This window comes from Mucilaginibacter aureus, from assembly GCF_053514885.1.
This window is the reverse complement of sequence record NZ_CP170601.1, coordinates 2256064-2279518: the sequence shown is the minus strand read 5'-3', so window position 1 is coordinate 2279518 and position 23455 is coordinate 2256064. Positions and strand designations below refer to the sequence as shown.

Here is a 23455-nt window from a genome sequence, read left to right as displayed (position 1 = left end):
AAGTGGAAGACGTAAAGGCATATATGGAGACAGGGATACTGGAGCTTTACGTTCTGGGCGATATAAGCCGGGACGAAAGGAAACAGGTGGAGGAGATGGCCGCTAAACATCCGGAGATCAAAGCTGAGATAGCTGCAATTGAACGGGGCCTGGAGGCGTATGCATTAGAAAACGAGGTTGAACCATCGGCACAATTACGCAACAGGATTTTAAACAGCCTGGTAACTACCTTTGCTGATGACAGCAAATTTCCGACGAGAGAGTTTTTAGAAAATGATATTGATGACGAAGTTGATGAAGCAGAGCCATCACGCGATAAAGTGATCGCCTTACCGTCGGCCAAAGCCAATAGTTTTTATAAATATGCTTTTGCAGCGTGTTTGGCAGCTCTTATTGCAAGCATTGCAGCTATTTATTCGTTAAACCAGCGTTTAAACGATTCGTACGGGCAAATAGCATCGCTGCAATCGCGCAACCAAAACTTTGTGAACAGGGTTAACCTTATGCAGGGCGAGATCAATATATTTCACGACCCGGCTTATAAGCTCATCAAGTTACAGGGCACGCCAAAAGCTCCGGCATCGCAGTTAACAGTTGCCTGGAACCCGGCTCAGAAAAAAGTAATGATTGATATGCAGGCCATGAAGCTTGCCACTAACGACGATGCGCATCAATACCAGTTATGGGCCATTGTTAACGGCAAACCTGTAGATCTGGGTGTTTTTGATGCCAAACCCGATAGTACCGGCATGGTAGAAATGAACCCGGTAGCCAATGCGGCAGCCTTCGCGGTAACGTTAGAAAAACGCGGCGGGGTGCCAAGCCCAACCATGAGCGAAATGGTGGTGATGGCTTCTATCTGATCGATGCAACGATATTGATTAAAATATTAAAGCCATCATTCGATGGCTTTTTTTATGGGCTTTATTGCCGAAAATTGAAAATGTCCATAACTTTTTAACATCGTTTGATATACTGAAAAACGCCCTGTTTAAGTTCTATTTATCCTATAGAAATAATTTATAAAAAAATCTTCCAAAAACTGTAACTATCCGTATGGTTGTTGCGTCTTATACTAAAAAGCAATATCATCAGTTAATGATATGTTAATAGCTTTTTAAAGCCGGTGGCTTAAGTTTGCTGCCGATTACAATTTAGAGTATTTCGTTCTTTATAAGGTCAGTTAATAGAAAAAAACGGTTGTTGATACTTCAACCGTTTTTTTTATGCCTTAAGTTTTGCAAGCACTGCAGGGATGTGTGTGGCTAAACTACCTGCCAGTACAGTAGTTAGTTTATCCGGCAATGCCAGGTCATCACCAGCCATACCGTGTATGTAAGCCCCTATCAAACAGGCATCTTCTGGCAAATAACCTTGCGCCAGTAACGATACGATCACACCCGTTAAAACATCGCCCATGCCGCCGCTTGCCATAGCCGGGTTCCCTGTCGGGTTAAAATAAACTTTCCCATCCGGCGTACCGGTAATGGTGAATTGGTTCTTCAACACAATATAAATTTTAAACTCCTGGGCTTTCGCAATAAGCGTTTCAATACGCGCCCACCAACTACGATGTTCGCCAAACAGGCGGTCAAACTCTTTCATGTGGGGCGTTAATATGCTGTTAGCCGGTATTTTTTTGAATAAATAGTTCTGAGCCACTAAATTCAGCGCATCGGCATCAATAACCATCGGTTTATTAAATTCGGTAAATGCGGCCTGCATTAAAGTTAAGGCATCGGCATGTTTCCCCAGGCCCGGGCCAACAGCAATGGCGCTAAATTGGGCCCAATCTATTTTAGGCAAATGATGGTCTTTGCGTACAATGGCCATTACTTCGGGGTGTGATGCATTGAGTGCGGTCAATCCGCTCTCGGGTATGCAGGCCGTAGTTAACCCCGCCCCGGTATGTGCACATGCCGATGAACATAATAATGCAGCACCCATGGTTTCGGGCTGACCGGCAATGATCAGCGCATGGCCGTAAGTACCTTTATGCGTAAATTTTTTACGGGGCCTGAGCTTTGCGCTGATGTCTGCACGCCCGGGTAAATGGTAAGGACTGTTCTGTCTTTCGATGTATTCGGATTTTATCCCGATATCCACCACTTTGAAATCGTCAAGATATGGTGCCGATTCGGGCAGTAAAAAGTTGATCTTAGGCTGCTGAAAAGTGATCACCAGGTTAGCTTTTAATACGGTGGCATTTTCAGGCAGTTCGCCATCGCCAATAAAACCTGTCGGGATATCGATAGCCACCACTTCCCTATCCGAATCATTTAAATAACTTACCAGTTTTTTATAAGCGCCGGTAAGCGGTTTATTTAAGCCGGTACCTAACAATCCGTCGATCAGGATTGCAGCAGTTTCATCGGGTAGTTTGTCATCAGTACTAATTTTCGTTACTTCAACAGCTTTTAACCGCTGCAAATTGGCATTAAAATCATCCGTCGCCTTATCCGAAAAGCGTGCTATTTTAACGTTAAGATTTTTATAATGCGCCTGGTGCAGCAATCGGGCAACCGCCAAACCATCGCCGCCATTATTGCCTGTACCGCAGTAAACAGCAATTTGTTTCTCCTTATCGGGATAATGACGGACAAAGCATTCAACAAAGGCCTTAGCCGCGCGCTCCATCAAATCAATCGAGGCTATCGGCTCATGCTTGATCGCGTAGGCATCGGTTTGTTTGATCTGTTGGGAGGTAAGGAGTGGTTGCATAACTATATAAAGTTAAATATAGTTTTGGTTTTAATTTAATTGCCACTCAGAACATTCAATACTAAAGTCATTGCCTCTTTATCTAATCCTCTCGATGAATTAGTAATGATACACCTGGCTTTTATGTCGGCCGCCAATCGATGTAATGATGAATCATCATCAACGATCACGTAGTTTTTACTATCGGGGTTGTTTAATATCCATTCTTCAATCTCATATGCCCGTTCTCTCATCCCACTAACAGAGTCTACATTATTAACTTTCGTGATCGACTTAACTTCAATTCCACGAAAACGGAATATTTTATGCCATTCGTCAATAGTGTAGCTGATGCGGTGGGTTGTTGTTAAAACAATATGCGGATTTGTTAACGAAATTATTTTGATCAGGTTTTGCACTGCCGCGTTACTAAACTTCAAAAAGCCATCTTCAAGCAATTCGGCCTTTTTCCATGCCGGCGTTGTAACCATAACGCCGTCTATGTCTAATAGGATGGTCATGAGTTATTCAACAGTTGTAAAAAATCATCGGCTGAAATAATGGTGATCGAGGGAAAAGGCAATTGTTTTACTAAATTAAAGTGCACGTCATTAGTAACCAGATAATCTGCATTACCAGCTACAGCGATATCGAAGAATTTATTATCATCCGGATCTTTAGTTATTGCATTCCATTGGTAGTAGATATTCTGATGTATCACATCTGGCGACTCGATGAAAATTTCCATAATCAGTTCTGCGACTCCAATAGCCGACCGCTGATGTAGTATTTCTTCATATTCGTGAACAACGTCTTCAGAAATAATTAATTGAAATCCGCCAGAAATAAATGTATCCCAAATTGGCCGGTACCGGCTTTTTTTACCAAGCGCGATAAGTAAGACGTTTGAATCTAATACAACTTTCATTAAACCTATTTCGAAGTCCGAAAGTGGTTTTTACTCATCACCTCATAACTTGCCTCGTCGATTCCATTTTTGGTTTCCCACTCTTCAATTGTTTCGTCAAGTTGTTTAGATAATAGTTTGACGGCCAGACGGCGCATTTGATCAAAGTCGTCTGCAGGCATAGGATTCTTCAACAACCGTAACATCATTACCTGTTGTTCATTGAGTGAACTATTGATTGATTCCTTAACCGCCATTATACCAAATTTAGCAAACTATTATCTATCAAACAAATTTCTGTGCTTACTTCAACTTCGCCGTCAACTCCATCTCCTTTTTCAAAAACTTGCCGGTGAAGCTGTCTTTAACTTTGCATAAACCTTCGGGCGTGCCTTCAAATAATATCTTACCACCGCCCGAGCCACCTTCGGGGCCAAGGTCTATCACATGGTCAACAACCTTGATCACGTCCAGGTTATGCTCAATAACCAGCACCGTGTTGCCTTTATCAACCAGGAGTTGGATAACCCCCAAAAGCACATTGATATCTTCGAAATGCAGGCCGGTAGTCGGTTCATCTAAAATATAAAAAGTGTTGCCGGTATCTTTTTTAGACAGTTCGGTAGCCAGTTTAACACGCTGCGCTTCACCTCCCGACAAGGTTGTAGACGATTGCCCCAGGGTGATATAACCTAAGCCTACATCCTGCAGGGTTTGTATTTTACGATAGATAGATGGAATATGCTCAAAAAACGGGCAGGCATCCTCAATACTCATATCCAGCACATCGCTGATGGATTTGCCACGATAACGAACTTCCAGCGTTTCGCGGTTGTAGCGGCGGCCATTGCACTCTTCGCAGGGTACCTGTACATCAGGTAAAAAGTTCATCTCGATCACTTTCATGCCAGCGCCCTGGCAGGTTTCGCAACGGCCGCCTTTTACGTTGAACGAGAAACGGCCGGGTTTATAGCCGCGGATCTTCGATTCGGGCAAGCCCACATACAGGTTGCGGATATCCGAAAACACACCGGTATACGTAGCCGGGTTTGAGCGCGGCGTACGGCCAATAGGTGTCTGATCTATCTCGATCACTTTATCGATGTGCTCCAGACCCTCTATCTTTTCGAAAGGCAGCGGGTGTTTTTTAGCGCGGAAAAAGTGATGGTTTAGTATAGGGTAAAGCGTTTCGGTGATTAAACTTGATTTACCACTGCCCGATACCCCGGTTACACCGATGAGTTTCCCTAACGGAAAATCAACACTTACTTTTTTCAGGTTATGCCCGGTTGCTTTTTTAAGTGTTAATACTTTACCGTTACCTGCGCGGCGCTTTTCGGGCACGGCAATGGCCCGTTCGCCATTCAAATATGATGTGGTGAGGGTATGTTCTTTCATCAGCTGCGCGGGCGTACCCTGGGCAACTACGGTGCCGCCATGTACACCGGCTGCCGGGCCCATATCGATCACGTGGTCAGCTTCCAGTATCATATCCTTATCGTGCTCAACAACCAAAACGGTGTTGCCCAGGTCGCGCAGATTTTTCAGGGCATTGATCAGGCGGTCGTTATCACGCTGGTGGAGGCCGATGCTTGGCTCATCCAGAATATACATCACGTTCATCAGTTGCGAGCCGATCTGTGTTGCCAAACGGATGCGCTGCGCTTCGCCGCCCGAAAGGGTTTTAGCGGTACGATCTAACGTGAGGTAACTCAAACCCACATCCAGCAAAAAGCCAATACGTGCACGGATCTCTTTCAGTATTTCTTTAGCTATTATATTCTGCCGGTCGCTTAAACGATCTTCCAAACCTTCAAACCAGGCACTCAGGCTCACAATATCCATACAGGCCAGCTCAAAGATATTCTTCTCATCCACCTTAAAGTGCAGCGATTCTTTTTTTAACCGGGCACCATCGCAAACGGGGCAATTTTTTAGTACACGGAACGCATCCATATCACCTAAAGCATCCTCCCCCCTTTTTTCCTGCTGCTCTTCCAGCATCTTAATGATCCCGTCAAAGCTGATCTGGTAATTGGTGACGTTCCATTTATTGTATTCAACCGGCACAGTGATCAGTTCGTGCGAACCGTTCAATATAATTTCCAGCGTTTCGCGCGGTATTTTTTCTATAGGTGTGCTTAACGCGAAGTCGTACTTTTTACCCAAAGCCTTCAGCACCTGGAATATCCAGGTTTCACGGTATTCGCCCAAAGGCGCCAAACCGCCGTTCATGATGCTCAACTTTGGATTAGGTATCACCGATGCTTCATCAACCTCAAAAATATAACCCAGGCCATCGCAACGCTCGCAGGCGCCATAAGGCGAGTTGAACGAGAATGTATTAGGCTGTGGCTCATCGTACGAGATCCCGGAAACGGGATCCATTAAATATTTACTGAAATAGTACAGCTTGCCATCCTGATCGGCAATACGGATAATGCCTTTGGCCAGTTTTACCGCGGTTTGTATAGAGGTTTGCAGGCGTTTGGTATCGCTTTCGCGGACAACCAGCCTGTCTACAACAATATCAATATCGTGAATTTTGTAACGATCGACCTGCATTTTAGGTTCTACGTTCATCATCTCGCCATCAACCCAAACCTTAACGTAGCCTTGTTTACGGATCTGCTCAAACAGCTCGCGATAATGCCCTTTACGGCCTTTTACTGCCGGCGCTAAAATGTTTACCGGCTGTTCGTCAAACTTTTCTAAAATAGTGCGCAGTATCTGCTCTTCACTCATGCGCTCCATTTTTTCGCCCGATACATACGAGTATGCATCACCCGCACGGGCATAAAGCAAACGCATAAAATCGTATATCTCGGTAATGGTGCCTACTGTCGATCGAGGGTTTTTACTGGTGGTTTTTTGCTCAATGGCAATAACGGGGCTAAGACCCGATACCTTATCTACATCCGGCCGCTCCATACCGCCCATAAACTGGCGCGAGTAAGCCGAAAATGTTTCCATATAACGGCGCTGGCCTTCGGCATAAATGGTATCAAAAGCCAACGAAGATTTACCGCTGCCACTTAAACCGGTAATAACAACCAGCTTGTTGCGCGGAAAAGAAACATCGATATTTTTTAAATTATGAACCCGGGCACCAAACACTTCAACTTCACTTTGCTCGCCAAGGTCGACAGTTTTATCACTCATATTTTGCAGAAACAAGTATTTATAACCCCAAAAGCAAAAAACAGTTTTACAATTTTGCCGCGTTTTGAAGCCTGCGAAGATACGGAAAAAACGACTGAAATACTACAGAATTTAGTAAAATGAAAATATTGTAAAGAATTGGATATTAGGATGACAGAGGGACGGATTTGATTGTTTAGTAAAGTACATGGATGTGATTAGAAAGAAGATCAAAGATCGATCAATCCTTCAATCATTATTCTTTTGGGCGTTGCCTGCGGCCGGGCTTTCCACTCATACTGCACGGGCATTGGCCACAAAGCCGGTATCCGTTTCAATCCCTAACGCAACCTTTTCGTGCAATAAAGCAACTTTATAGTCTGAATATCAATATTTTACCTTCAAATAAAAAATTTACGATACTGAAGCTAACCTATCCGGACATTGTTACGTAAAAGGCTGATAATTAATCCTCTTTTAACGAGCCGAGTAAACTTTAAATTTTTATCACTTACCTATCAAACCAAAATATTATGGAGAAGGATGATACCAAAAAAAGCTGGCTAAGTCCGGAAATTTTCCTCATCAGCAGTAATGACATCCATGCTAAGAACCAGGGCTCAAACGAAGCTTATTACTCTAAAACAGTACCGACAGGCGGCGGGAAATACAAATTTTATCATAGCGGCATTTCTGAAGGTATTGGCACGGCTAAATTATCGAGCGTACTTTCATAATTTTCCGGCAAATATGTGCATGGTGCCGGGTTAATCGATCAAAACATAGCAGTCTTGTGCCTTTGTGTAAAATTTTGATAAACAAAAGCCCTGCCTTCATTTCGAAAACAGGGCCAGTAACGTGCTCCTTAATTGATGTTGATCAATCGAATGATGGCTTGTCAGTATCTCGCTGAGCCAGCATTGCCAAAACCGGGCGCTGGTAACGATAACCATAGGCCGCCGGGTTATTAATGATCTCTTTCATAGCGATGAGGCTATAAACGTATGCGCCGGTTTCGCGGTTCATACGGATCTTAAAGTAGTTTTTTTGTTTTTGATCGCGAACCAGGTGCGCCAGGTTGGGCGAACCGGTGTTATAAGCTGCGGCCACCATGGCCCAGCTTTTAAATTCGCCGTGCAGTTCTTTTAAATACTTGCAGGCCGCAATGGTTGATTTACGGATGTCGCGGCGCTCATCGTGTTTGCCGTTAACCTTTAAACCATAATCGCGTGCGGTGCCGGCCATAAACTGCCATGGGCCGTAAGCGCCCCTTGACGATTTACCCTCGCCAAAACCGGCCTCAACCAGCGGTACATACTTAAAATCGTCGGGAATACCGTGTGCTTTCAGTATCGGCTCTATAATAGGGAACCATACTTCGGCCTTACGGTGTAACAGATCAGATTGAACGTTAGCAAAACTGTGCCTTTTTAGAGAGTAAATCATTTTTCCCTTTACTCTTTTATCGCCCAAAGGCAGGGCTTCATTGGCGAAATTGTATCCAGCCGGCTCAATGCTTTTGTATAAAATAAAGCTATAGTTCCGTTGATAATTTGGCGACTTTTTACGGTGGTGTATAGTGCCGAAAGACAGCTGGAAGATGATCATTAACACCAATATTACGGAGCACGTAAGTAAGCGTTTTTTAATCATTTTCTTTTCTATCATTTACAAACTATTTAGTTAAAAATTCGCTGCAAAGATAACCTATATAAGGCACACAATCAAACACTTATGTAAAAAACAATTTTTAAAAACCTTTGTTATAGCTCAAAAAACAGCGTTTTTGATACCCTAAACGGCGATTTTTTAAGGAGTGATTTTAACACATTTTGACCTTATTTTTCGAAAAAAGCGGTCGATTTTCAGGTTTTTTTGGGTTAATTTTTTTAATTTTCGGTTAAAAAACATCAACAATTACGACTTGCAGGTATTGTTAAAATGTAGTACTTTTGTAGCCCCGCTGAGACAGCGTTAACCCGACAAATATGGCATTCAAAAAATCAGGAAATAGTCGCGACGACAGATCCGCCAACTCATCCCGCAGAACTCCGTCAGCCGGAGGCGAAGGCACAAGAAGATCAACATCATCTTCGCGATCAAAAACACCAGGCACAGGCTTTAAAAAATCAGACCAGGACGGCGACCGCCCGAAAAAGAGATTTGACGGTGAATCGACCGGCGAAAGGAAGTCGTTTAAAAAACCCGGCGAAGGCTATAAAGGCAAACCATCCGGCGATTTTAAAAGCAAGCCATACGGCAGCAAAGATTTTAGCGACAAACCTGCATCCCGCGAAGGCGGTTACAAAAAACCATACGGTACCAAAGATTATACCGGCGTTACACGTGATGGCGGTGTAGCCGGAGAAGGCCGTTCTAAAAAAGAAGGTGGAAGCGACTTTAAACGTAAACCTTACGGCACTAAAGATTTTAACGATACACCACGCGAAGGCGGCTTTAAAAAAGAGGGCGGCGATTTTAAACGCAAACCCTATGGCACCAAAGACTTTAGCGATAAAGCACCGCGCGAAGGCGGCTTTAAAAAGGAAGGTACAGGATACAAAGGCAAATCGGCTTCAACCGATGATCGCCCTTTCCGTTTACGTAAAGATGGCGATGCCTCTAAAGGTCGCCCTACCGATAAACCACGTTCGGTAAGAGAAACCTATTTCGACCCTGAACAACCAAAAACCGACCGTACCATCCGCGGCCGTAAAAAACCATCAACACAAGACCCCGACAAAGGTAAGATACGTTTAAACCGTTATATCTCTAACGCAGGCATCTGCTCTCGCCGCAAGGCCGATGAACTAATTGTTGCGGGTGTGGTATCGGTAAACGGAGAAGTGATCTCGGAACTGGGCTTTAAGGTTGACCCGATGCGCGACGAGGTACGCTACAACGGCCAAACCCTGAAACGCGAAAAAATGGTTTATGTGTTATTAAATAAACCAAAAGATTATATCACCACCACCGAAGACCCACAGGAACGCCGCACTGTAATGCACCTGGTTGAAAAAGCCAGCAAAGAGCGCATTTACCCGGTTGGCCGCCTTGACCGTAACACAACGGGCTTAATATTAATGACCAACGACGGCGACCTTGCAGATAAGCTATCGCACCCACGCAGCAACGTTACCAAACTTTACCAGGTTGAGTTGGATAAAAGCCTTACCCAGGGCGATATGAATAAAATTGCTTACGGTTTGGAATTGGAAGACGGTTTGATAAAACCCGACAGCATCAGCTATGTACAGGGCGGCAGCAAACGCGAGATCGGTATACAGATACACAGCGGCAAAAACCGCATTGTGCGCCGTATATTTGAGAGCCTGGGCTATAACGTTGTTAAACTTGACCGTTCGGTTTATGCCGGTTTAACCAAAAAAGACTTACCACGTGGCCGCTGGAGGTTTTTAGAAGAACAGGAAATTATCCAGCTGAAGCATTTGATATAAGTAAGATTTGAGATATCAGATGTGAGAGCTGAGATTTTGAAAAGTATATTGGTTATCTTAACCACCGAGTACACAGAGCCTTTAATTTTTAAAGGCTCTGTTTTGTTTAATGCATTTTAGTTCCCGCGAAGGCACGAAGCTTTATAACTTGATGACTTGGGCGTTGCCTACGGCCGCGCTTTACGCTCATACTACACAAGGCCTTAGCCACGTGGCCGGTATCCGCTGCAATCGCTAACGCAGGTATTTTTCAGTACTTTATTCTTCTTGCAGATTTACTAACTTGCGCCGCAATTAGATAACCCATCTGTAACCCATGAAGAAATTTATCCTGATAGCCCTGCTTGTTTTGCCTGCTTTTTTACACGCGCAAACCAGCGGCAAGGTTTACAACCTGTTAATTGGCACCTACACCACCGGCAAAAGCGAGGGTATTTACGTTTACCATTTTGATACCGGAACCGGCAAGATCACCTACCTCAATAAAGTTACCGGGATCGATAATCCATCGTACATCGCGATAGCTAAAGACAATAAATTTGTTTATTCGGTTAACGAAGTAGGCACCGACCGTAAAGGCAGTGTAAGCGCGTTTAGTTTTGCTGCGGCAAGCGGCGCGTTAAAGCTCATTAACAAACAACCATCAATTGGTGCAGGGCCCTGCTATATTTTACTGGATAAAAAACGCAAATATGCCTTTGTGGCCAATTACGCAGGCGGCAGTTTAACCGCACTGCCCATAAATGAGGATGGATCGCTGGCGGCACCTGCACAAACCATACAAGATGAAGGCCACAGTGTTGACAAGGCCCGACAAAACGAGCCGCATGTGCACACGGCTATCCTATCACCTAATGAGAAATTTTTAATGTATACCGACCTGGGGACAGATAGGCTCAATATTTACGAGTATGACCGGGCGGCTGCCAAGCCCTTAACCCCGGCCGACCCTGCATTTGTATCGGCAACGCCGGGTGCTGGTCCGCGACATTTGGTTTTTCACCCCAACGATAAATACCTGTACATGATACAGGAGATGGGTGCAAAGATCACAGGGTACAATTATCACAAAGGCAAGCTCACCGAAATTACTTCGGCAAGCCTGGTACCCGATGGCTTTAAGGGTGCTGTTGGCGCTGCAGATATCCATATATCAGCAGACGGCAAATTTTTATACAGTACTAATCGCGGCGACGCTAACGAGATAGAGGTTTTTGCCATTGATAAAAATACCGGGGCTTTAACTTTTGTTCAGCACACATCAAGCCTGGGCAAAACACCACGTAATTTTACTTTAGACCCCAGCGGTAATTTTTTGCTTGTAGCGAATCAGAATAGCGACGATGTTTATGTTTTCAGGATAGATAAAGAAAGCGGCAAATTAACTTATACCGGCGAAAAGCTGGAAGTGGGTAACCCTAGCTGTTTGAAGTTTGCGCCATCTGGTCTTAAAGAGGTGGTTAAGGTAAGACCTTATTAATTACAGTGATTTAGCCTTGTTACTTTGATGACAATTTGGTATATCTAACGTTATTGTGGATTTATTGGAAAGGGTTTAAAAACGACCCAACGCCTTATCTGCCTGAAAAATTCTAAAATGATAGCCGTACTTATAAAGCGGCTATATAGCAAGAGATTGCTTTACCAAAACAAGTTCGGCACAGGCCCAACCTCGCAATGAAGGAGGATATTTTATTGCAAATTCGATAATTGAGCAGCACCGAAAAACCATCAAAAAACACCGACAAATACCCATATTTTGTAAATTTTGATTATGGATTTGGCAAAGTGTGTGTATGTGTGTATGGATACCACCAGAGTATTTCTCAATCGAGGGACGCGAGCGAGTGCGAGAGATTTGACAACTTTTAAAGAAGTTGTCAAATCTAAAACTACATCAGCAACACCTTCCATGCTTCCATAACCTTGCCATCATCTAACAAATGTTTGGCTTTTAAATGCTGATGCAAAGTGCGGGTGTGGCTGTCGCCCATGGTTGCGTCGAGCAGTTCTTTCATTTCATCGGTCTGGCTAAAGGCTTCCACTTCTTCGTCGGATGGCAGGGCCTCTACATTGCCTAACTGGCCCAGGTTGTTACCGGTTAGTACAGTTGAATTGCGAACGGCAGCGGGCAGGGAATCGACCCCGATACCGATGGTGCGTACCGGTTTTTCTACCCTGAACAGGTTATCGGCAGTAACGCGGCAATACCAGTCGCCGCCCAGGCGTGCCACGTGGTCTATTTTCTCCTGGTCAATTTTGCCGCTCTCATCTAAAATATCATCATTGATATGGATGAGCTTCACCTCGCACAAAACCAGGTTACCGGCGCCGCCCTGATCACCTAAGTGAATAATTTGCCTGACAATGCATTCCAGTTGAACCGGCGCTTCGGCCACGCGGGGTGGGCGGATGAGTTGCGATGGCAGTTCGGTAAAGCCTGCTTTGATAAACTCGCAAACACCTTTGGGGTATTCAACACTGGCCAGTGAAGTTTGCTGCACCATATCGTAATTGACGATATTGATCACCACCTCGGGTACTTCTTCAACATTTTGCAACGAATGTTTGGTGGTATTATTTACAACCCGCCGCGATGGCGAAAATATGCACATTGGCGGGTTAACGCTAAAGATATTGAAGTAGCTAAATGGGCTTAGGTTTACGTTGCCTTCCTGATCGACGGTGGAGGCAAAACATATCGGGCGCGGCGCAATAGCCGCGTTAAGGTAGGCTTGTGTTTCGGCGGGGGAAAGCTCAGACGTAAAAATAGTTTTCAAAAGGATATTTTATTAGTGTGTGGATGGGCCGTCATGTGATACTTCGTCAAGCTCAGTAGTCGAACCAAGGTGCGATGGGCTTCCGTGAAAAGGTTGTCGCCCTTCGACAAGCTCAGGATGACAACCTTATAATTTAACTTTCGAGTATCCCCACCTTTTTCTGCTCCAATATCGACCAGTCCGTTTGTTCTTTGATAATGGTATTACTTAACATGCCCAGGCCGGTTACTTCCATCTCCACAATATCGCCGGGCTGCAGCCATTGGGCTTGATAGTTTGGATCGTTGAGTAAACCGGTACCGTTGAGCTCCAAAAAGCATCCGGTACCCACCGTGCCCGAACCGATGACATCGCCGGGCAGTACATCGCAGCCGTATGATGCACGCTCAATGATCTCGGCAAAGGTCCAGTCCATATCGGCCATTGAGCCTTGCGATACCTGCTGGCCGTTAACCCAGCATTTCATTTTGAGGTTATAAGCGTTGCCGATATGCCCGTCTTTAGGTTCAACCTTGTATTGTGTCAGCTCGTCGGGTGTAACCAGCCAGGGGCCAATCACGGTAGAAAAATCTTTGCCTTTTGCCGGGCCAAGGTTGAGCAGCATTTCTTCCATTTGCAGAGTACGTGCGCTCATATCGTTCATCACCATAAAACCGGCAATGTATTCATCAGCTTCGCCGGCCATAATGTTGCGGCCTTTTTTGTTGAGCACTACCGCCACCTCGAGTTCAAAATCGAGCTTATTGAAATGGTCGGGCATGCACCGGATATCGCCGGGGCCCTGTATGGAGTTATGGTTGGTAAAGTAAAAAACCGGGTATTGGTCAAATTCATCTATCATGGGCACTTTACGGTTGCGGCGCGCGGCTGCAACGTGCTGCCTAAAGGCATAACCATCGCGGCATGAGGTAGGATGTGGTACCGGAGCTATCAGTTCAAAGAAAACTTCCTGGCGGGCCACCATCTTACCCGAACGGATATCGCGGTGAACGCGCTTGGCATGCTCCATCAGCTCTTCACCCTCAAAAAGGAAATCGCGCATGTTATCGGGTATCAGTTTATCGCACGAGTGCAGGTTGTAAATGTGCCCGTTTATAAAAACACCAAGGTGTTCCTCTTCTTCCGTTTTATAAGAGACTAATTTCATAAAGGTTATTATTTTGGTTTAAAAGGTTATCCAAATCTAAACAAATAAAATATTAGCATCACAGCAAAATGCGTTATAAAATTATGCTTGCATACTAAACTAATAAGGTTTAAATTTGTTATACCAATTAGCAATGAAACCAGATAAGTACCGATACCTTCACGAGGAAATATGGCACAATGTAGCCGTTTCGTTCCGCGATGCCATGCTGGCGAAGATCGTACTTGCCCAATATTCCGTTTAGGCTGTTTTTAATGTGAACTGTTGTAAGGTTGAAATGTTTTCAGCGATACAGCATTCAAACATTTCGCTTTCTTATTGTTTCAATAACAGAAACATTCCAACCTATAAATCTTACAACTTTTTAACTTTTTAAACAAAAGTACCATGCCCATATACCACACTTTAGGCACTATCCCGCATAAGCGGCACACGGTTTTTCGAAAACCCGACGGGGAATTGTATGCTGAAGAGCTGGTTTCGACCGAAGGCTTTTCGAGCCTGTACTCGCTGGTGTACCATTGCTACCCGCCAACTTTGGTAAAAGAGCTGGGCGAGCCTCATTCGGTTGAACCTAAAATAGCCCGTGCCAAACATCTTAAACATACCAGCCTCATCGGCTTTAATGTTAAACCCGAAGACGATTACCTGCAGAGTCGCAAAGCTGTTTTGGTAAACAACGATCTGCACATCTCGCTGGCGGCGCCACGCAAATCAATGACCGATTACTTTTTTAAAAATGCACAAGCCGACGAGGTGATCTTTATCCACGTAGGCACAGGCACTTTAAAAACCGGCTTTGGCGAGATCAGGTTTGCATATGGCGATTACCTGGTGATCCCGCGCGGAACCATTTACCAATTGGAATTTGACGGCGAGGATAATCGATTGTTCATTGTAGAAAGCTTTAGCCCCATCCGTCCGCCAAAGCGGTACCGTAACAGTTACGGGCAGTTGATGGAACACTCACCCTATTGCGAGCGCGACATCCGCAAGCCCGAAAACCTGCAGGTGCACGACGAAAAAGGCGACTTTAAGATACTGATCAAAAAGCAGGGATTGATCTATCCATATATCTATGGCACCCACCCTTTTGATTTTGTGGGCTGGGATGGCTTCCATTACCCCTGGGCTTTCAGCATTCACGATTTTGAACCCATAACCGGCCGGGTGCATCAACCGCCGCCGGTGCATCAAACTTTTGAGGGCAATAATTTCGTGATCTGTTCATTTGTGCCGCGTAAGTATGATTATCACCCTGAGTCGATACCCGCACCATACAATCACAGCAATGTGGACAGCGACGAGGTATTGTACTATGTGGATGGCGATTTTATGAGCCGCAAAAGTGTGGTGAAGGGGCAAATCACTTTGCACCCCGGCGGCATACCGCATGGGCCCCACCCGGGCACAGTTGAAAAATCCATCGGCAAAGAAAAAACCGAAGAACTGGCCGTGATGATCGACCCCTTCCACCCGCTAATGATAACCGAAGAAGCGATAAAAATTGAAGACGGAAGTTATTATAAAAGCTGGCAGCCCGATCACGGCCAACCAAAACCAGAGACTGATATTGAATAGTTAAAATAAAACTAACAACAAACCATGCAACCACAAATTTTAGAAAATAAACAAGCTACGGCCGATTTTTTACCGCTTAACGGTACCGATTACGTAGAGTTTTATGTAGGCAACGCCAAGCAGGCGGCGCATTTTTATAAAACAGCTTTCGGCTTCCAGAGCCTGGCCTATGCTGGCCCCGAAACCGGCGTGCGCGACCGTGCATCGTACGTACTACAGCAAGGTAAGATCCGGCTGGTATTAACTTCCCCCATGCACTCTGATCATCCCATTGCCGAGCACATCAAAAAGCATGGTGATGGTGTAAAGGTGCTTGCCCTTTGGGTTGATGACGCTTATGACGCTTTTGAACAAACTGTAAGCCGCGGCGCTGTGCCTTATCAGCAACCACAAACTTTAACCGACGAGCATGGCGAAGTACGCACCAGTGGCATTTGCCTTTACGGCGAAACAGTTCATCTGTTCATCGAGCGTAAAAACTACAACGGCCCTTTTTTACCGGGCTACAAAACCTGGGAATCCAACTATAACCCCGAAACAACTGGCTTGTTGTATGTTGACCATTGTGTAGGCAACGTTGGCTGGCACAAGATGAACCAATGGGTTAATTTTTATGAAGAGACCCTGGGCTTTAAAAACATCTTAACCTTTGATGATAAAATGATCTCGACCGAATACTCGGCGCTGATGAGTAAGGTAATGAGCAATGGTAATGGTTACGTCAAGTTCCCGATAAACGAACCGGCCGAAGGCAAAAAGAAAAGCCAGATTGAAGAATACCTGGACTTTTATGAAGGCGAAGGTGTGCAACACCTGGCACTGGCCACGCACGATATTGTAAAAACAGTAACCGACCTGCAAAGCCGGGGTATTGAGTTTTTAACAGTACCTACAACCTATTATGATGAGCTGACCGACCGTGTAGGTAAAATTGACGAAGACCTGGAACCGCTTAAACAGCTGGGCATTTTAGTTGACCGCGACGATGAGGGGTATTTGCTGCAAATATTTACCAAACCGGTGGAAGACCGCCCAACGGTGTTTTTTGAGATCATACAGCGCAAGGGTGCAAAATCATTTGGCGCGGGTAATTTTAAAGCGTTGTTTGAAGCCATTGAGCACGAGCAGGACTTGCGGGGCAACCTGTGATGTACATACGACATAGATCATACTACAAGGCCGGGCATAACCCGGCTTTGTGCAAAAACATAACCCAAAACAGATATTCTACGTATTAATCTCCGACTGTATAGATATTATAGCGTAATCGATTACTAAAATGATTTTCAAATAAACTATTGATAATCATCAAAATACTATAATATATTGTCACTTTTTTATATTTTTATCCGCCAATTGTATAAATAGTTGGGCTAAACATAAAAAGCGCAGCTCAATGCGTGTATGTGTAACTAATATGAACTAAAAATACCGATTTGATTTTATCCGGCTGTGAGAAAGCCGGGACGAATATTTGTGTGTGGATACCTGCGATTAAGTTTAGCCGATAATTTTCGACGTTCTTAATATGAAACAAAGGTAATTTACCTTTATTTTAATGGATAACATATAAACTTATTTTAAACAAACCAATTAGCGACCGACGGGGATGCCGGAAAAGATAAATACAAGTTTAGCTGACAAAAACACGGGCAAGGATTCATTCGCTGATCATTATTTAGCTAATGAGCAGTTGCTTAATCTTTTGGAAAGCACAAACACCGGTTTGTGGGAACGCAATATCATCACCAATGATGCCTGGTGGTCGCCTAAATTTTGCCAGTTATTGGGTTATGACTATGGCGAGCTCGAACTAAGCTACAGTTTCTTTATCAACCATCTGGTTCATCCCGACGAACGCGAACTGGTATACGATGCCTTTAAAAATCACCTGATCGACGCATCGGTATATAAGGTAGAATTTAGGATACTCACCAAACATAATGGATACTGCTGGTTTGAAAGCTCGGGCAAGGCCTGGCCGGATGAAAACGGAAAACTATCAAAAATGATAGGGGCAGTTACCGACATCGATCAGAAAAAACGCTACGAGCTTGAGCTTAAAAGAAATCAGTTCATCCTGTCGGAAACCAATAAAATAGCCAATATTGGTGGCTGGGAACTCAATACCGATACTAAAGAGGTAAGCTGGTCGCAGGAGATATCCGATCTGGATGATATTCCTTCGGCCTCTTCCATCCATATGGATAAAGCGCTTAAATTTTTTGAAGCCGACCAATATACGCCGATCATTAACGCAGTAAACGATGCGATTGAGCTTTGCAAGCCATTTGACTTGGAACTAAAATTCCACCCCGCCGGGGGTGAATATACCTGGCTACGGGTAAAAGGCATCCCCGTTATTAATGACGAAGGCCGGTGTAGTGCTGTAAGAGGTATTTTTCAGGATATCAACGAAATTAAAACCAAAGAGCTCAACCTGCAAACTTCGCTCGATATATTAAGTGATCAAAACAAACGCCTGCAAAATTTCGCCCATATCGTATCGCACAACCTGCGTTCGCATTCGGGCAACCTGCAGTTCATGGTCAATATTTTTGATGAAGATATTTCTGTTGCCGACAGAACTGAGATATTCAACAACATCCGCTCTATCAGCGAAAGCCTGGCAACTACTATCGATCATTTAAACGAGATCGTAAAAATACAAACCGAAATAAGCAAGGACCTCAAACCAGTTGACCTTGCCCTTGTTTTTAAAAACACCCAAAACGCCCTGGATACCAACATTAGCGATACCCGGGCAATTATTTGCTGCGATTTTTCGAGGTGCCCGGTTGTAAATTATGTACCTGCTTACCTCGAAAGTATATTTTTAAACCTGTTAACCAACTCGCTAAAATACCGCCAGCCCGGCCGCAAACCGCAAATTGTTTGCAACAGCTATATGGAAGACGGGCACCCGTATATAACTTTTGAAGATAACGGCTCGGGCATTGACCTGGATAAGCATGGCGATAAGGTTTTTGGCATGTATAAAACCTTTCATCAAAACATTAATGCCAAAGGTATAGGCCTTTTTATTACCCGCAACCAGGTAGAATCGTTAGGCGGAACTATCATCGTAGAAAGTACTGTAAATGTTGGCACAAAATTTACAATTAAGTTAGTATAACTTAACTAGCCGGTATGACTTTATTAGAGAATATTAAGACTGTTTGTGTGATTGATGATGATAAGATATATGTGTACGGTATTAAAAAATTGATCAGTATAAAGCAACTAAGCCACAATTTAATTGAATTTCCGAACGGTAAGGAGGCAATTGATTTTTTAGCCGACCCTGGCAACCAGGCCGCTTTGCCTGATATTATCTTTCTCGATATCAATATGCCCGTAATGGATGGATGGGATTTTATGGATAACTTCGTGAAAATAAAACCCCACCTGGGGAAAAAAATCACCGTTTATATGGTAAGCTCGTCAATAAACGACGATGATATTAACCGGGCCAAAAATATTTCTGATATTACAGATTATGTTGTAAAACCCGTTAGCCCCAACAAATTGATCGAACTGTTTAACCTAGCTGCGTGATTTGGCGAATGGTTGTTGGTGAGTTGTGAGCGGAAACCCTACGCTAACTGCTCACAACCCACCACTTACTACTCTATGTAGCTTTCCAGTATTTTAAACCCTTCGGTAGTTTTTAACTCAACCTGGTTGATAACCTTAGGCAGCAAAATACACTCGCCCATTTTAACTTCGTAGCTTTCGCCGTTACAAACAAGGGTATAAGCACCTGCCACGCACACATGTATCACAAACGAATCGAGGTTTGAGTAATCCTTAGTAGTGCCATGCGTAAAATCCATTACATTAGTGGTAAAGTACGGGCAGGTTACCAAATGCACGTCCTCGTTCTTAGCCGGGGTGTATATAGTTTTATAATCAGGATACACTTTATAATCTAAAGCGGCTAAAGCTTCCTGGGTATGCAGTTCGCGTTTATTGCCTTTATCATCAACACGGTCAAAATCGTAAATGCGATAGGTAATATCAGATGTTTGCTGAATTTCGGCCAGTAACAAGCCTTTACCGATGGTATGCACACGGCCCGCCGGTAAAAAGAAAACATCATCAGCGTTAGCGGTTTCCTTATTCAGGATATCCATCAGGTGGCCGCTGTTCAGCTTTTCAACGTATGTTTTTTCATCAATCTGCTGGTTAAAACCCGATATCAGGGTTGAACCCGGGTCGGATTCGATAATATACCACATCTCGGTTTTACCGAATGAGTTATGACGCTTTTTGGCCAGTTCGTCGTTAGGGTGCACCTGTACCGACAGCCAGTCGTTAGCATCAATAAACTTAACCAGTAGCGGAAAGATATTACCGAAATGATCATACACCTTTTTACCAACTAATTCTGCCTGGTATTGTTCCAGCAGGTCGGCCAGCGACTCGCCATTCAAAGCACCACCATCAACCACCGAAACATCCGTTTTAACGCCCGAAATTTCCCAGGTTTCGCCGCAGTTTGGCAGCGAGCCAAAATCTTTACCAAGATAAGTGCGGATCTTTTGGCCGCCCCAGATTTTGTCTTTAAAAATTGATTTGAATTTTAACGGATATAATGCAGTAGCCATATTGAGTTGATGAATGTTTGCCGAATTTATGAGTTTATAACAAAACCGCCAGTAATAAGTTTAATTAAACCGCCGGTTCCTGCTGACTGAGGCAATGAAAGCTGCCCAACCCCCAGATAATGTCTGTAGAATCAATGCCAACAACTTTCCTGTCCGGGAAACATGCACGCAAAATCTCCAATGCTTTCTCATCATTTTTATCACGATAGGTGGGTACTACAACCGCGGCATTACCAATATAAAAATTAGCATATGATGCGGGTAATCGTTGTCCATCGTACTCCACCGGCGAAGGCATTGGCAGTTCAATGATGTTTAACTGCTCACCGCTGAGTAATTTAAAGCTTTTAAGCAACTCGAGGTTTTCCTGTAAAATGTGGTAATTCTCATCTTCTTCATTCTCTTCAACCACGGTAACTACAGTATTGGCATTTACAAAGCGGGTAATATCGTCAATATGGCCATCGGTATCATCGCCCACTATACCATCGCCCAGCCATAAAATCTGCTGTACGCCATAATAGTTCTTCAGGTATTCCTCAATCTGCTGTTGGTTTAAATGTGGATTGCGGTTCTCATTAAGCAAACAGGCAGTGCTGGTTAATAATGTACCCGCGCCGTTAAAGTCAACCGAGCCGCCTTCCATCACTATACCGGGGTGGTACACCGGCAGATTAAAGTATTCGCCAATTTTAGTCGGGATCACATCGTCCAGATCATACGGAGGATATTTGTCGCCCCAGGCATTATATCCCCAGTCAACAATGGCTTTTTGTTTGGTTTCGGCATTGATCAAAAACGCCGGACCATGATCACGGCACCAGGCATCGTTGGTTGCAAAGTGGAAAAACTCAACTTTGGTTAAATCAGCACCTACTTTGGTTAGTTCGCTTTTCGCGAAGGCTTCCATTTTGGCATCTTTAACGTTGATACGTACCAGTTCACCTTCTGTCAGTATTTTGATAAACTCGCAGTATGGTTTGTAAACAGTTTCTATTTTACCCGGCCACGACTCATCTTTGTGCGGCCAACTTAACCATGTTGCTGTGTGATTTGCCCATTCAGCCGGAAAGGCGAAGCCGGCGGTAACCGGACTGTCGGTAAAATTAGTCTTCATCAATCAGCCTTTTAGTAATGGGTTGGTATGAATCTATACGACGATCACGTAAAAACGGCCAATGCGTACGATAGTAATCGGTCTTCTGCAAATCGATCTCCTGCAAAATTACTTCCTCATCATTGTGCGATGCCTGGTCCATTACCGTACCGAAAGGGTTGGCAACAAACGAGCCGCCCCAAAATTTCACGCCGGCTTCCTCGCCTACACGGTTAACGCTTACTACGTGTACGCCGTTGGCCACCGCGTGCGAGCGTTGGATGGTTTGCCATGCATTGTATTGTTCCACGTTAGTGGCTTCATCCTGCGTGGTGGCCCAACCGATGGCGGTTGGATAAAACAGTATTTCGGCGCCCATTAATGCGGTAATTCGTGCTGCTTCGGGGTACCATTGATCCCAGCAGATCAATACGCCGATGGTGGCAAATTTGGTTTTGAAAACTTTATAGCCAAGGTCGCCGGGGGTAAAGTAAAATTTCTCATAAAAACCCGGATCATCTGGTATGTGCATTTTGCGGTACTTACCTAAGTACTGGCCATCGGCATCAATAACCGCGGTGGTGTTGTGGTATAAACCCTGCGCACGTTTTTCAAAAAGCGACGCGATGATCACCACACCCAATTCGCCGGCTACTTTGCTCAGTTCATCTGTCGACGGGCCGGGGATAGCTTCGGCTAACTGGAAATTATCATGATCCTCAACATCGCAAAAATACAGCGAGGTGAATAACTCCTGTAAGCATACAACCTGTGCGCCCTTTTTTGCAGCCTCTTTAACCCTGGTAATGGCCTTGGCCAGATTTTCGGCTTTATTTGCGGTGCAGGTCATCTGCACCAATGCAACGTTTACTTTCGACATACCGCTTTTAATATTTGCCGCAAAAATACGCTTTTGATTTTACCTGAATATGTTTTGCTCAAATTGATTTTTAATTAGCCCGTCATATTATTATTTCTGCATCTGCAACAAATAAACTATGTAACAGTTTAATCATCTAAGTGCCAACGTCCATCAACTAATTGCTAATTTATTATCTTTGCCGCGCATGACAGAAATTGAAGAAACTGTAGAGTACCACGAGCCAAAAACCTTAAAGGATAAACTCTGGACGGCCACGAAAACCATCCTCAAGATAGCTGTAACCGTAGTTTTACTGTACTTTGTATTTCGTAAAGTACCCTTTACTGATGTGAAATACAGGTTGCTGCATGCCAATTATTGGTGGATGCTGGCCGCTTTGATCAGTTTTTTTGCATCGATGGTAGTTTCGTCATGGCGCTTGCTAAGCTTTTTTAAATCGATCGGACTTAAGCTTAACTCTAAATTCAACTTCAGATTATATCTACTGGGTTTGTTCTACAACTTTATCCTGCCGGGGGGTATCGGCGGCGACGGCTACAAGATATACCTGCTGCATAAAAACTATAAACTGCCTGCAAAAAAAGTATTCTGGGCTATTATGTTCGACAGGTTAAGCGGCCTTTGGGCAATCGGCCTCATCACCGTTGGCTTGATATTTCTGATCCCGCAGATCGATATCCACATCGGCATACCTCTGGGCATATTTGCAGTTGCTTCGGCCATCTACTATTTTGTTGCCTACAAGTTTTTCCGCGAGTATACCCATTACTTTTTCGAGGCTCACCTAAAAGCTATTTTTGTACAAGGCTTCCAGGTTATCGCTATTGTGTTTGTACTGATCGGCCAGGATTTTACCGGTAAGTTTTCGCCGTATCTGCTATCCTTCCTCATATCGGCTTTAGCTACCATTATCCCCATCAGCGTTGGCGGCGCCGGTATCCGCGAAACGGTGTTTACCTATCTCACCAAATGGTTCCCGATGGAAAAATCGCTGGCGGTATTTTTACCGGGCACATTTTATATCATCTCGTTAATCGTTGCCCTTTTGGGGATCTATTACGTTATCCGCCCAAAACGTTTAGAAGAAGGCCTACCAAAAAGCGAAGAACCTATCGATAGCAACGCATAATCACCAAACTGAAATTTTAAACA

General features: G+C 44.3%; 20 protein-coding genes. 9 read left to right on the top strand and 11 right to left on the bottom strand.

The window, feature by feature from the left end; all coding sequences use genetic code 11:
- The first annotated feature begins 2 nt into the window (after positions 1 to 2).
- Complete coding sequence (locus ACFGVR_RS09635; RefSeq protein WP_448703037.1) at positions 3 to 863, top strand: anti-sigma factor; 861 nt, start codon at positions 3 to 5, stop codon at positions 861 to 863.
- 361 nt (positions 864 to 1224) lie between these two features.
- On the opposite strand, the gene ACFGVR_RS09630 is transcribed toward ACFGVR_RS09635, so the two are convergent.
- Genes ACFGVR_RS09630 through uvrA form a run of 5 tightly spaced genes read right to left on the bottom strand, consistent with a single transcriptional unit; the run spans position 1225 to position 6769 of the window.
- The gene (locus tag ACFGVR_RS09630) at positions 1225 to 2721 is read right to left on the bottom strand and encodes an NAD(P)H-hydrate dehydratase (protein ID WP_448702601.1); all 1497 of its coding nucleotides are present in this window, start codon (positions 2719 to 2721) and stop codon (positions 1225 to 1227) included.
- Positions 2722 to 2756: 35 nt separating this feature from the next.
- Positions 2757 to 3221, bottom strand: a complete 465-nt coding sequence (locus ACFGVR_RS09625; RefSeq protein WP_448702600.1) for an HAD domain-containing protein — start codon at positions 3219 to 3221, stop codon at positions 2757 to 2759.
- Positions 3218 to 3628, bottom strand: coding sequence for a putative toxin-antitoxin system toxin component, PIN family (locus ACFGVR_RS09620; RefSeq protein WP_448702599.1), 411 nt, complete (start codon positions 3626 to 3628; stop codon positions 3218 to 3220). Before ACFGVR_RS09620 ends, ACFGVR_RS09625 begins: the two co-directional genes overlap by 4 nt.
- Before the next feature lie 5 nt (positions 3629 to 3633).
- Positions 3634 to 3864, bottom strand: a complete 231-nt coding sequence (locus tag ACFGVR_RS09615; RefSeq protein ID WP_448702598.1) for a hypothetical protein — start codon at positions 3862 to 3864, stop codon at positions 3634 to 3636.
- Between the two features lie 46 nt (positions 3865 to 3910).
- A complete protein-coding gene (gene uvrA, locus ACFGVR_RS09610; RefSeq protein WP_448702597.1) occupies positions 3911 to 6769 on the bottom strand; it encodes an excinuclease ABC subunit UvrA in 2859 nt (952 codons plus the stop codon).
- A gap of 512 nt (positions 6770 to 7281) precedes the next feature.
- Here uvrA and ACFGVR_RS09605 point away from each other — a divergent pair.
- A complete protein-coding gene (locus ACFGVR_RS09605; protein ID WP_448702596.1) occupies positions 7282 to 7485 on the top strand; it encodes a hypothetical protein in 204 nt (67 codons plus the stop codon).
- 142 nt (positions 7486 to 7627) lie between these two features.
- Here ACFGVR_RS09605 and ACFGVR_RS09600 read toward each other — a convergent pair whose 3' ends face one another.
- The gene (locus ACFGVR_RS09600; RefSeq protein ID WP_448702595.1) at positions 7628 to 8416 is read right to left on the bottom strand and encodes a lytic transglycosylase domain-containing protein; all 789 of its coding nucleotides are present in this window, start codon (positions 8414 to 8416) and stop codon (positions 7628 to 7630) included.
- Between the two features lie 320 nt (positions 8417 to 8736).
- Between ACFGVR_RS09600 and ACFGVR_RS09595 the strand changes: the two genes are divergently transcribed.
- Both ACFGVR_RS09595 and ACFGVR_RS09590 read left to right on the top strand, forming a co-directional pair.
- On the top strand, positions 8737 to 10206 hold the full coding sequence (locus tag ACFGVR_RS09595; protein WP_448702594.1) for a pseudouridine synthase: 1470 nt from the start codon (positions 8737 to 8739) through the stop codon (positions 10204 to 10206).
- A gap of 316 nt (positions 10207 to 10522) precedes the next feature.
- Complete coding sequence (locus tag ACFGVR_RS09590; RefSeq protein ID WP_448702593.1) at positions 10523 to 11686, top strand: lactonase family protein; 1164 nt, start codon at positions 10523 to 10525, stop codon at positions 11684 to 11686.
- A gap of 412 nt (positions 11687 to 12098) precedes the next feature.
- On the opposite strand, the gene ACFGVR_RS09585 is transcribed toward ACFGVR_RS09590, so the two are convergent.
- Positions 12099 to 12986 carry a flavin reductase family protein gene (locus ACFGVR_RS09585; RefSeq protein WP_448702592.1) on the bottom strand — a complete coding sequence of 296 codons (888 nt, stop codon included), beginning with the start codon at positions 12984 to 12986 and terminating at the stop codon, positions 12099 to 12101.
- A 133-nt stretch (positions 12987 to 13119) separates the two neighbouring features.
- Positions 13120 to 14133, bottom strand: a complete 1014-nt coding sequence (locus ACFGVR_RS09580) for a fumarylacetoacetate hydrolase family protein (protein WP_448702591.1) — start codon at positions 14131 to 14133, stop codon at positions 13120 to 13122.
- Positions 14134 to 14520: 387 nt separating this feature from the next.
- On the opposite strand from ACFGVR_RS09580, the gene ACFGVR_RS09575 reads away from it, so the two are divergent.
- From ACFGVR_RS09575 to ACFGVR_RS09560, 4 genes are all read left to right on the top strand, one after another.
- Entirely contained in the window at positions 14521 to 15714 is a 1194-nt protein-coding gene (locus tag ACFGVR_RS09575) for a homogentisate 1,2-dioxygenase (protein WP_448702590.1), read from the top strand.
- A 24-nt stretch (positions 15715 to 15738) separates the two neighbouring features.
- Positions 15739 to 16863, top strand: coding sequence for a 4-hydroxyphenylpyruvate dioxygenase (hppD, locus tag ACFGVR_RS09570; protein ID WP_448702589.1), 1125 nt, complete (start codon positions 15739 to 15741; stop codon positions 16861 to 16863).
- A 460-nt stretch (positions 16864 to 17323) separates the two neighbouring features.
- On the top strand, positions 17324 to 18850 hold the full coding sequence (locus tag ACFGVR_RS09565) for a sensor histidine kinase (RefSeq protein WP_448702588.1): 1527 nt from the start codon (positions 17324 to 17326) through the stop codon (positions 18848 to 18850).
- A 14-nt stretch (positions 18851 to 18864) separates the two neighbouring features.
- Positions 18865 to 19272, top strand: a complete 408-nt coding sequence (locus ACFGVR_RS09560) for a response regulator (protein ID WP_448702587.1) — start codon at positions 18865 to 18867, stop codon at positions 19270 to 19272.
- Between the two features lie 68 nt (positions 19273 to 19340).
- Here the strand turns inward: ACFGVR_RS09560 and ACFGVR_RS09555 are convergent, their stop codons facing one another.
- The 3 genes from ACFGVR_RS09555 to ACFGVR_RS09545 form a co-directional block, all read right to left on the bottom strand.
- Positions 19341 to 20324, bottom strand: coding sequence for a type I phosphomannose isomerase catalytic subunit (locus tag ACFGVR_RS09555; protein ID WP_448702586.1), 984 nt, complete (start codon positions 20322 to 20324; stop codon positions 19341 to 19343).
- A 64-nt stretch (positions 20325 to 20388) separates the two neighbouring features.
- On the bottom strand, positions 20389 to 21441 hold the full coding sequence (locus ACFGVR_RS09550) for an agmatine deiminase family protein (protein ID WP_448702585.1): 1053 nt from the start codon (positions 21439 to 21441) through the stop codon (positions 20389 to 20391).
- Positions 21431 to 22300 (bottom strand): carbon-nitrogen hydrolase, encoded by an 870-nt coding sequence (locus tag ACFGVR_RS09545; RefSeq protein ID WP_448702584.1) that lies wholly within the window; start codon positions 22298 to 22300, stop codon positions 21431 to 21433. Before ACFGVR_RS09545 ends, ACFGVR_RS09550 begins: the two co-directional genes overlap by 11 nt.
- A 187-nt stretch (positions 22301 to 22487) precedes the next feature.
- Here ACFGVR_RS09545 and ACFGVR_RS09540 point away from each other — a divergent pair, with 187 nt between their 5' ends.
- Entirely contained in the window at positions 22488 to 23432 is a 945-nt protein-coding gene (locus tag ACFGVR_RS09540; RefSeq protein ID WP_448702583.1) for a lysylphosphatidylglycerol synthase transmembrane domain-containing protein, read from the top strand.
- The last annotated feature ends 23 nt before the right edge of the window (positions 23433 to 23455 follow it).

Bases quoted from the DNA above. Each gene is read 5' to 3' on its own strand.
- ACFGVR_RS09550 (WP_448702585.1), bottom strand. From the start codon at position 21,441: ATGAAGACTAATTTTACCGACAGTCCGGTTACCGCCGGCTTCGCCTTT.
- ACFGVR_RS09580 (WP_448702591.1), bottom strand. From the start codon at position 14,133: ATGAAATTAGTCTCTTATAAAACGGAAGAAGAGGAACACCTTGGTGTT.
- ACFGVR_RS09545 (WP_448702584.1), bottom strand. From the start codon at position 22,300: ATGTCGAAAGTAAACGTTGCATTGGTGCAGATGACCTGCACCGCAAAT.
- ACFGVR_RS09600 (WP_448702595.1), bottom strand. From the start codon at position 8,416: ATGATAGAAAAGAAAATGATTAAAAAACGCTTACTTACGTGCTCCGTA.
- ACFGVR_RS09630 (WP_448702601.1), bottom strand. From the start codon at position 2,721: ATGCAACCACTCCTTACCTCCCAACAGATCAAACAAACCGATGCCTAC.
- ACFGVR_RS09560 (WP_448702587.1), top strand. From the start codon at position 18,865: ATGACTTTATTAGAGAATATTAAGACTGTTTGTGTGATTGATGATGAT.
- uvrA (WP_448702597.1), bottom strand. From the start codon at position 6,769: ATGAGTGATAAAACTGTCGACCTTGGCGAGCAAAGTGAAGTTGAAGTG.
- ACFGVR_RS09590 (WP_448702593.1), top strand. From the start codon at position 10,523: ATGAAGAAATTTATCCTGATAGCCCTGCTTGTTTTGCCTGCTTTTTTA.
- ACFGVR_RS09620 (WP_448702599.1), bottom strand. From the start codon at position 3,628: ATGAAAGTTGTATTAGATTCAAACGTCTTACTTATCGCGCTTGGTAAA.
- ACFGVR_RS09575 (WP_448702590.1), top strand. From the start codon at position 14,521: ATGCCCATATACCACACTTTAGGCACTATCCCGCATAAGCGGCACACG.
- ACFGVR_RS09540 (WP_448702583.1), top strand. From the start codon at position 22,488: ATGACAGAAATTGAAGAAACTGTAGAGTACCACGAGCCAAAAACCTTA.
- ACFGVR_RS09595 (WP_448702594.1), top strand. From the start codon at position 8,737: ATGGCATTCAAAAAATCAGGAAATAGTCGCGACGACAGATCCGCCAAC.
- ACFGVR_RS09625 (WP_448702600.1), bottom strand. From the start codon at position 3,221: ATGACCATCCTATTAGACATAGACGGCGTTATGGTTACAACGCCGGCA.
- ACFGVR_RS09605 (WP_448702596.1), top strand. From the start codon at position 7,282: ATGGAGAAGGATGATACCAAAAAAAGCTGGCTAAGTCCGGAAATTTTC.
- ACFGVR_RS09615 (WP_448702598.1), bottom strand. From the start codon at position 3,864: ATGGCGGTTAAGGAATCAATCAATAGTTCACTCAATGAACAACAGGTA.
- hppD (WP_448702589.1), top strand. From the start codon at position 15,739: ATGCAACCACAAATTTTAGAAAATAAACAAGCTACGGCCGATTTTTTA.
- ACFGVR_RS09555 (WP_448702586.1), bottom strand. From the start codon at position 20,324: ATGGCTACTGCATTATATCCGTTAAAATTCAAATCAATTTTTAAAGAC.
- ACFGVR_RS09565 (WP_448702588.1), top strand. From the start codon at position 17,324: ATGCCGGAAAAGATAAATACAAGTTTAGCTGACAAAAACACGGGCAAG.